Below are 7,631 nucleotides of genomic sequence, written 5' to 3' on the forward strand. Positions count from 1 at the left end.
GGCCCGGGAGGGCCGGCCCGCCGGGGCCGTACGGTCGGGGGCGGTCAGAGCCCGTAGCGCTCGACCGTCTCCTCGTGCCGGGCGAGGTCCGCGCCGGCCGCCTTGGCCAGCTCCGGCCAGGCGAGCGGGTGCGCCCAGCCGCCGGTCAGCCGCAGCAGCAGGGCGTCGGCCTCGGCGGCCGAGGCGGTCGGCGGCACGCCGAGGGCCGCGTAGACGCCGGGCAGGGTGTCGCCGCCCTCCGCCGGGTCGGTGATCCGGTACTCGTCGCCGCTGTACACCCAGACCGCGCACCCGGCCTCGTGCAGCTCCTCGCGCAGCGCCGACCACGGCTCGTCGCCGGGCCAGCCGCCGTCGATCCAGTACGTGGTGTACCCGGCCGGGTCGAGCAGGGTGAGCAGCTCGAACACCGGGCGCCAGCGCTGCCGCTCCTCCTCGGGGGCGTCCTCGGCCGGCGGGCGCTCCAGCAGGGCCGGGGCGAAGACCACCACGTCGCCGTGGTTGAGCGTCAGGTCGTCGCCGAGCACCGGCAGGATGCGGGCGGTGGCCGGGCCCGTCCGGAGCGCGGGCAGGTCGGACGTCGCGCCGTTGGTGCGGGTGGCGCGGACGGTGACCAGCTGCCACTCCTCGTCCACCGGGCCCTCGGGCTCGTCGAACTCGATGTCGAGCAGCGCGCCGGTGGAGCGGACCACGGCCCAGTCCCGGTTGGCGGTGGCGGCGGTGATCAGGTGCCAGAGGTCCGGCTCCTGGACCGTCCGGTGGCCGTCCTCCTCCTCGGCGGCGCCGTCGGCCGGCGCCGCGCGCTCCAGCAGCTCCAGGTACATCCGCTGGGCGGTGGCGTGGTCGCCCAGTTCGGTGGCGGCGTGGGCGGCGAGGCGGCGGGTGTTGAGCACCTCGTCGTCCAGCGCCAGGATCTCCTGGCACCGCTCCAGCGCCTCGTCCCAGCGGCCCTCGGCGGCGGCCCAGCGGGCCCGTATCCAGTGCCCGTCGGCCGGGGCGGTGACGGCCACCCGGTCGGCGAGGCGGCGTATGCCCTCGGCGTCCCGGGCGTCGATCAGCATCTCGCCGAGCGCGCCGGTCAGCTCGCGGTCGGCCGGGTCGTCCTCCAGGTGCCGCCACAGCAGGTCGGCCGCGGCGCGGGCGTGGCCGAGGCCGCCCAGCACGGTGGCCAGGAGCACCGCCAGTTCGGTGGCGCCGGCCTGCTCACCCCGGTACCGGTCCAGGGCGACGGAGAGCAGGTCGGCGCCGGTCTCGTAGGGCACCCCGACCTCGGCCAGGTGCGCCGCCAGCTCGCCCGGCGGGACGGGCAGCTCGGGCTCCGGCAGTGCCTCGGCGGCCGCGCGCAGGGCCGCGACCTGCTCCGACACGCCGTCGGTGCGCCGCAGCCGGGTGAGCTTGCGCTCTCCGGTCGCGGCGAGGGTCAGCGCCACCGTGCGGGCGCCGCGGGCGAGCGCGAGCCGGCCCGCCGCCAGCAGCAGGTCCACGCAGGGGCGGTGCGCGCCGACGCCGTCCAGGTAGCCGACCCAGCCGGCCAGGACGGCGCCCAGCTCGGCGTCGTTCTCCCGGGCGCCGGCCGCGACCAGCAGCTCGGCCGTCTCCGCCCAGGTGCCGCGCAGGTCGGCGTGGCGTTCGGCCTCGGCCCGCTCGGGCAGCAGGGCGAGCGACTCCTCGGTGCGGCCGAGCGCGGCGAGCGCGCGGGCCCGCAGCAGGGCGCCCCAGCGCTGGTCCCGCTCGTCCAGCCGGCGCCCCTGCGTCTGCTCGGCCCGCTCGGCCGTCGCCAGCAGCTCCAGCACCTCCTCGTGCCGGCCCAGCAGGTGCAGGGTGCCGGCCCGGGCCTGGTGGAAGCGGAGCGAGACCGGCTGGCCGGCCGCCCGCATCCGGTTGGCCGCGGAGTCCAGGTGGTCCAGCGCCTCGGCCGCCCGGCCGTCGTCCTCCAGGGCGTCGGAGTACTCGCGGGAGAGGCAGTCGTAGCAGGCCCGGTCGGGCTCGATCCGGTCGAGCGTCTCGCCGACCACGGCGAGGCGCTCGGCCACGTACCCCGGCCCGTCGACCCGGGCGTGGCAGATCGCGAAGTCCTGCACCACGCAGACGGACTGCGGGCAGCCCTCGGTGTCCTCCCGGTGGGCGAACTCCAGCAGGTCGACCGCCTCGGGCAGCACCGCCTCGCCCTGCTGGCGCTTGTTCAGCAGGTTCTGCATCCGCCAGTGCCGCAGGTAGACCTCGACCCAGGGCAGGCCGAGCGCCCGGGCTGCGGCCACCGCCTCCGGGTAGAGCGCGTCCAGCTGCTCGTTGCGCCCCTCGGTGGCGTGCTCGGGCAGCTCGACGATGGCGTCGGCCAGCCGGTGGTGGCCGGCCTCGGCCAGCTGCCGGTGGGTGTCCCGCACCCAGGCCCAGATGTCGGTGGTCATGGCTGTTCCCCCTGCGTCGTGCTGATGAGTTGTCTACCGCACCCCACTGACAGTCCGTCCGTCACGGCTCCTCCGTGAGCGCGCCGGGGCTGTCCGGGACCTCCGGCAGCCCGGCCGGGACGGCGGCGGTCAGCGCGGAGACCGCGGTGCCGATGCCGGCCAGCGCGGCGGTGAGGTCGCCCTCGGACGGGCCGGACGAGGCCGCGGCCATGATCACCTTGATCGAGCGGAGCAGCCCGGCCGCGGTCGCGCTGCCGGTGTGCCCGGCGCGGTAGGCGGCGAGCAGGTCCCGGACCGCCGGGCTGGCCAGGTTGAGGTAGAGCCGGGCCCGGACGCCGCCGTCGGTGCGGGCGGTGAAGGCGCGGGCCAGCCGCAGGGCGGCGGACGGTATCCGGGCGTCCGCCTGGTCGTCCTCGATCCGGGCCTTCAGCTCGGCCTCGCGGTCCGGCACCAGCACCAGCGGCAGGCCGGGCGGGTCGAAGCGGGCCGGGACGAGCTGCTCGCCCGGGTCGGCGAGGGCGCCGGCCAGCCAGGCCGCCTCGTGCTCCGGCAGCGGGCGCTCCGGGTCGCGGAACAGCTCGCGGTTGCCGCGCTCGCTGCCCAGCTCGACCACCCGGCAGCCGCGCAGTTCGGCGTAGCGGTGCAGGAACGGCAGGACGGCGTAGCGGTCGCCGCGCGCGATCGGCACCCGCATCGCCCGGTACAGCATCTCCTCGAAGCCGCCGCCGCTGCCGAGCGCGACGTGCACCGCGCCGCCGCCCGCCGCGCGCAGCGCGCCGGCCGTGAGGTCGCCCTGGGAGGTGGGCACCGGGACGTCGTCGGCGAGCAGGGTGAACAGCCGCTCGTCGCAGAGCGCGGCACCGAGCAGGTCGTTGCCGTGCCGGGTGAGGATGCGGCGCCAGGCGGCGGGCCGCAGCCGGGCGGTCTCGTACAGGCCGTCCACGATGGCGTCGGCGAGGGCCTTCCGGAGCGCGTGGTAGTGCTCGTCGCGCTGGAGGTCCTCGCGGCTGGCGGTGGGGGTGAGCCGGTCGGACTCGACCACGCCGCCGATGAACCCGGCCCAGCGGGGCAGCAGGTCGCGGGCGTCCTCGGCGAGCAGCATGCCGCGCAGGTAGACGGCGAGGTCGCGGTTGTCGCTGCTGCCGTAGCTGCCGCCGTCCTGGACCCAGAGCAGGCCGACCGCGTCGGTGGCGCCCTCGACCGGCTCGACCGGGAAGGCGGTGAGCGGCTCGAAGCGGCGGCCGAAGGCGGCGGCGAAGCGCATCCGGACGGCGTACGGGTCGCCCTCCGGACGCCCGCGCCAGGGCACCTCGACGGAGTTGACCGGCCGCTCGTCCTCGCCGACGTGCACCGGGACCGACAGCAGCACGCAGTAGCGGCCGAGCACGTCGCGCAGGACGTCCTCGTCGGCGAGGTGGCCGTGCTCGGCCTTGAGCGCCAGCTCGACCACCGTGCCCGGCCGGGGCCGGGCGGGCACCGGCTCGACCTGGTACTGCTCGCCGCCGCGGCTGCGGTAGCGGTGGCCGAGCCCCGGCTCACGGTGCGAGGTGGTGGTGACGGTGACCTCGTCGGCGACCGAGAAGGCGGAGAGGAAGCCCAGGCCGAAGGCGCCGATCAGCTCCTGGTTGCCGGTCAGGTCGCGCAGCATCCGGGTGTAGCCGGTGCCGACGGTGGCCAGGTAGGAGTGGATCTCGGGTTCGGTGAGGCCGGCGCCGGTGTCCTCGATGGCGACGGTCCGCCGGGCGGCGTCGGCGCGCACCCGGATCAGCGGGCGGTGGTCGCCGTCCGGGTCCTCCAGGAGCCGGCGGGTGTGCGAGTCGTGGGCGTTCTGGACGAGTTCGCGCAGGGCGACCAGCGGGGTGGAGTAGAGGTGGGTGGCGAGGACGTTCACCAGGCCGCCGAGATCGACCTCGGTCGTGCGCAGCTCCTCGGCGGGGGTGAACTCGGGCGGGGCACCATCAGACATGGGTCCTCAGTGTGCCAGTGCGACTATCTGGCGACCATTTCTTTCTTCTTGACGCCTTCCCGATGGAATGACGGAATGCGGTCAACTTCGACAACGTCGAATTGACCACCCCTCCACCATCGGGGGAATTGCCACCCGTTCGGTGGAGTTCGTCCACCCCACTGGTGAATGCTGAAGGCGCGACGCCAGGTCCCGGCGCCCCGGGGCGGCCGCTCCGGGCGGCACCACCATTCGCTTCTCGCCAGGGAGACCAGCGTGTCCCGTATTCGCGCAGCCGCCGCCGTCACCGCCCTCGGGGCACTCCTCCTCGTCGGCCTCGGTGCCGCCACCGCGCACGCCGACAGCGGCTCCGGCGCCGGTGCGGGCGACCGTTCCAACGGCAGCGTGGTGAGCGACTCCGGCTCCGGCAACATCATCGGCACCGTCCACGGCAATGTGGTCAACACCCAGCAGACGGCCACCGGTTCGGGTGCGGGCAACCAGAACAACGGCGTCGCGGTGACGGGCAACGGCGGGACGGTCAGCGCCGACCAGGGCAACACCGTCCAGCACAAGTCCCTCCGGCGCGACGCTCCCCGGCGCGACCGCGGCGTCGACGCGCAGGTCTACTACCCGCACGTCCTCTACTAGGCCCCGCCGCCGACTCGCCCCGGGGGAGCCTCGGTCAGGAGAGCCCCAGCACCGCCCGGCCGAGCCGCAGCAGGCAGTCCCCGAGGTCCGGCCGGGCGTTGTGCGGACGGTTCCGCACCCCGTCGTTGACCAGCGCGAACAGCGCGTGCACCCGGATCCGGGCGGCCGCCGCGTCGCACCCGGGACGCACCTGCCGCAGCAGTCCGACCCAGGTGCGCAGGAAGTCCCGCCGGAAGTCCACCGCGGCCCGGCGGTCGGGCGGGGCCAGCCGCTCCGTCTCGCTGAGCATCGCGCCCAGGTAGTCCCCGTTGCGCAGCGCGAAGTCGACGTACGCGCCCAGCCCGGCGTCGAGCGCCGCCCCGGGCCCGGCGGCGGCCGCGATCGCGCCGTCCACCTCGTGCCAGAGCCGCTCGCGGCTGCGCACCAGCGAGGCGGCGAGCAGCTCGGCCTTGCTGTCGAAGTGCCGGTACACGCTGGGGCCGGAGATGCCGACGGCGGCGCCGAGCTGGTCGGTGCTGACGTTGTCGAAGCCGCGCTGGTGGAACAGCCGTACGGCCGCCGCGAGCAGTTCCTCCCGGCGCGCCCGCGCCCTGGGCTCCGGCGTCGACCGCGGCTCGGCCACGGCGGCGGGCCCCGCGGCCGGACCGCCCGGGGAGACCGCGAGGACGGCCGCGACCACCTCGCGCAGCAGCGCCTCGGCCCGTCGGGGCTGCGGCGCCGCCGACTGGTAGGAGAGCCCGGCGCAGGCCGAGAGCGCCGACCAGCAGAGCAACTCGGCGTCCCCGACGGCGAGTTCCGGCCGTTCCGCGCGCAGCACGGCGACCATCAGGGCGACGTCCGCGCGCAGCTCGCGGCGCAGCGCCGCCCGCCGGGCCGGCGGCAGCAGCCGGGCGTCGCGCTGCACCAGGGTGCCGAGCGGACGGTGGCCGACCGCGACGGCGGCCAGCGCGGCTCCGAGGTCGGCGGTGGTGCGGGCCGGGCGCAGGCCTTCGGCGAGCGCGTCCAGTCCCAACCGGACGGCGCGGTCGAGCAGTTCGGGCTTGCCGCGGAAGTGCCGGTAGAGCGCGGGTGCGGTGATGCCGACACCGGCGGCGACCTCGGTCATCGAGACCTGGTGGTAGCCGCTGCGGTGGAAGCGGTCGGCGGCCACGGCCAGGATCTGGGCGCGCCGCCCGGGCGGCCGTCGGACCACCATGGCACGCCTCCCCGCTGTCTCCCCGGACACTCCCAGCAGGCTAGCAAGGATTCACTTGCCGCCCCCGCCGCCCGTGCTCCAATAGCCTTCGGACGCTGGACAGTCGAAGCTACCCCGGATTAACTTGTGGGGCCATCACCAGGCACGTTCCGCCCCGGCCGGCAGCCCCGGCCGGTGCCGTCGAAGGGAGCGCCGCCGTGCGCCGCACCGTGTTCAACGAGGACCACGAGGCCTTCCGGGAGACCATCCGGGACTTCATCGCCAACGAGGTCGTCCCGGTCTACGAGAACTGGGAGGCCGAGGGCCACCCGCCGCGCGACTTCTACCGGCAGCTCGGCGTGCTCGGCGTCTACGGCATCGAGGTGCCGGAGGAGTACGGCGGCGCGGGCGAGAGCGGGTTCAAGTACCAGGCGGTGGTCGCCGAGGAGACCGCCCGGGCGGGCGTCAGCTTCGGCTCCTCGGGCGTGCACACCGGCCTGGTGCTGCCGTACCTGCTGGAGTACGCCACCGAGGAGCAGAAGCGGCGCTGGCTGCCCGGCTTCGTCTCCGGCGACATCATGACCGCGATCGCGATGACCGAGCCGGGCGCCGGCTCCGACCTCGCGGGCATCACCACCACCGCGCGGCTCTCCGAGGACGGCACCCACTACGTCCTGAACGGCGCCAAGACCTTCATCACCGGCGGCGTGCTGGCCGACCTCGTCCTGGTGGTCTGCCGCACCGCCCCGTACGACCCGGAGAACCGCCGGGCCGGGCTGTCCATCCTCTGCGTGGACACCTCCTCCGCGGGCTACACCGTCGGCCGCAAGCTGCAGAAGATCGGCCTGCGCACCTCGGACACCGCCGAGCTGGCGTTCAGCGACGTCCGGGTGCCGGTGGAGAACCTGCTCGGCGAGGAGGGCCGGGCGTTCTCCTACCTGACCCACAACCTGGTGCAGGAGCGGCTGGCGATCGCCGTCGGCGCCTACGCGGCGTCCGCGGCGGCGGTGCGGTTCGCGGTGCAGTACGTCAAGGACCGCAAGGTGTTCGGCAAGGCGGTGGCCGAGTTCCAGAACACCAAGTTCACCCTGGCCGACTGCGAGGCCCAGGTGGTGGCGCAGCAGTCGATGGTGGACCGGGCGCTGGAGCTGTACCAGGACGGCGAGCTGACCGTCGCGGACGCGGCCGCGGCGAAGCTGTTCTGCACCGAGTCGGCCTCCACCGTGATCGACAAGTGCCTCCAGCTGCACGGCGGTTACGGCTACATCCTGGAGTACCCGATCGCCCGGCTCTACACCGACAACCGGGTGTTCCGGATCTACGGCGGCACCAGCGAGGTCATGCGCAGCATCATCGCCAAGTCGCTCGGGCTGTAGGGCCGTTCGGGTCGCCCGGGCCGTTCGGGCCGTTCGGGCCGTTCGGGCCGGGTGCGGCGGGCCACCCGAAGGCGTGACCC

At 75.2% G+C, this 7,631-nt stretch carries 5 protein-coding genes; 2 read left to right on the forward strand and 3 right to left on the reverse strand.

The annotated features are described in order from the left end of the window. Positions 1-44: 44 nt before the first annotated feature. Both ACFU7Z_RS32130 and ACFU7Z_RS32135 read right to left on the reverse strand, forming a co-directional pair. Positions 45-2,405 (reverse strand): hypothetical protein, encoded by a 2,361-nt coding sequence (locus ACFU7Z_RS32130; RefSeq protein ID WP_074001748.1) that lies wholly within the window; start codon positions 2,403-2,405, stop codon positions 45-47. Between the two features lie 61 nt (positions 2,406-2,466). Further along, positions 2,467-4,371 (reverse strand): ATP-binding protein, encoded by a 1,905-nt coding sequence (locus ACFU7Z_RS32135; RefSeq protein ID WP_380781355.1) that lies wholly within the window; start codon positions 4,369-4,371, stop codon positions 2,467-2,469. 255 nt (positions 4,372-4,626) lie between these two features. Between ACFU7Z_RS32135 and ACFU7Z_RS32140 the strand changes: the two genes are divergently transcribed. Next, positions 4,627-5,001, forward strand: coding sequence for a hypothetical protein (locus ACFU7Z_RS32140; RefSeq protein ID WP_074001750.1), 375 nt, complete (start codon positions 4,627-4,629; stop codon positions 4,999-5,001). A 34-nt stretch (positions 5,002-5,035) separates the two neighbouring features. Here ACFU7Z_RS32140 and ACFU7Z_RS32145 read toward each other — a convergent pair whose 3' ends face one another. Beyond that, positions 5,036-6,196, reverse strand: a complete 1,161-nt coding sequence (locus ACFU7Z_RS32145) for a TetR/AcrR family transcriptional regulator (RefSeq protein ID WP_380781357.1) — start codon at positions 6,194-6,196, stop codon at positions 5,036-5,038. 197 nt (positions 6,197-6,393) lie between these two features. Between ACFU7Z_RS32145 and ACFU7Z_RS32150 the strand changes: the two genes are divergently transcribed. After that, positions 6,394-7,551 (forward strand): acyl-CoA dehydrogenase family protein, encoded by a 1,158-nt coding sequence (locus ACFU7Z_RS32150; RefSeq protein ID WP_380781359.1) that lies wholly within the window; start codon positions 6,394-6,396, stop codon positions 7,549-7,551. The last annotated feature ends 80 nt before the right edge of the window (positions 7,552-7,631 follow it).

Source organism: Kitasatospora sp. NPDC057518 (assembly GCF_042802075.1).
In the GTDB taxonomy this organism is placed as follows: Bacteria; Actinomycetota; Actinomycetes; order Streptomycetales; family Streptomycetaceae; genus Kitasatospora.

Coding starts and splice junctions, on each gene's coding strand:
- ACFU7Z_RS32130 (WP_074001748.1), bottom strand. CDS start 2,405: ATGACCACCGACATCTGGGCCTGGGTGCGGGACACCCACCGGCAGCTG.
- ACFU7Z_RS32135 (WP_380781355.1), bottom strand. CDS start 4,371: ATGTCTGATGGTGCCCCGCCCGAGTTCACCCCCGCCGAGGAGCTGCGC.
- ACFU7Z_RS32145 (WP_380781357.1), bottom strand. CDS start 6,196: ATGGTGGTCCGACGGCCGCCCGGGCGGCGCGCCCAGATCCTGGCCGTG.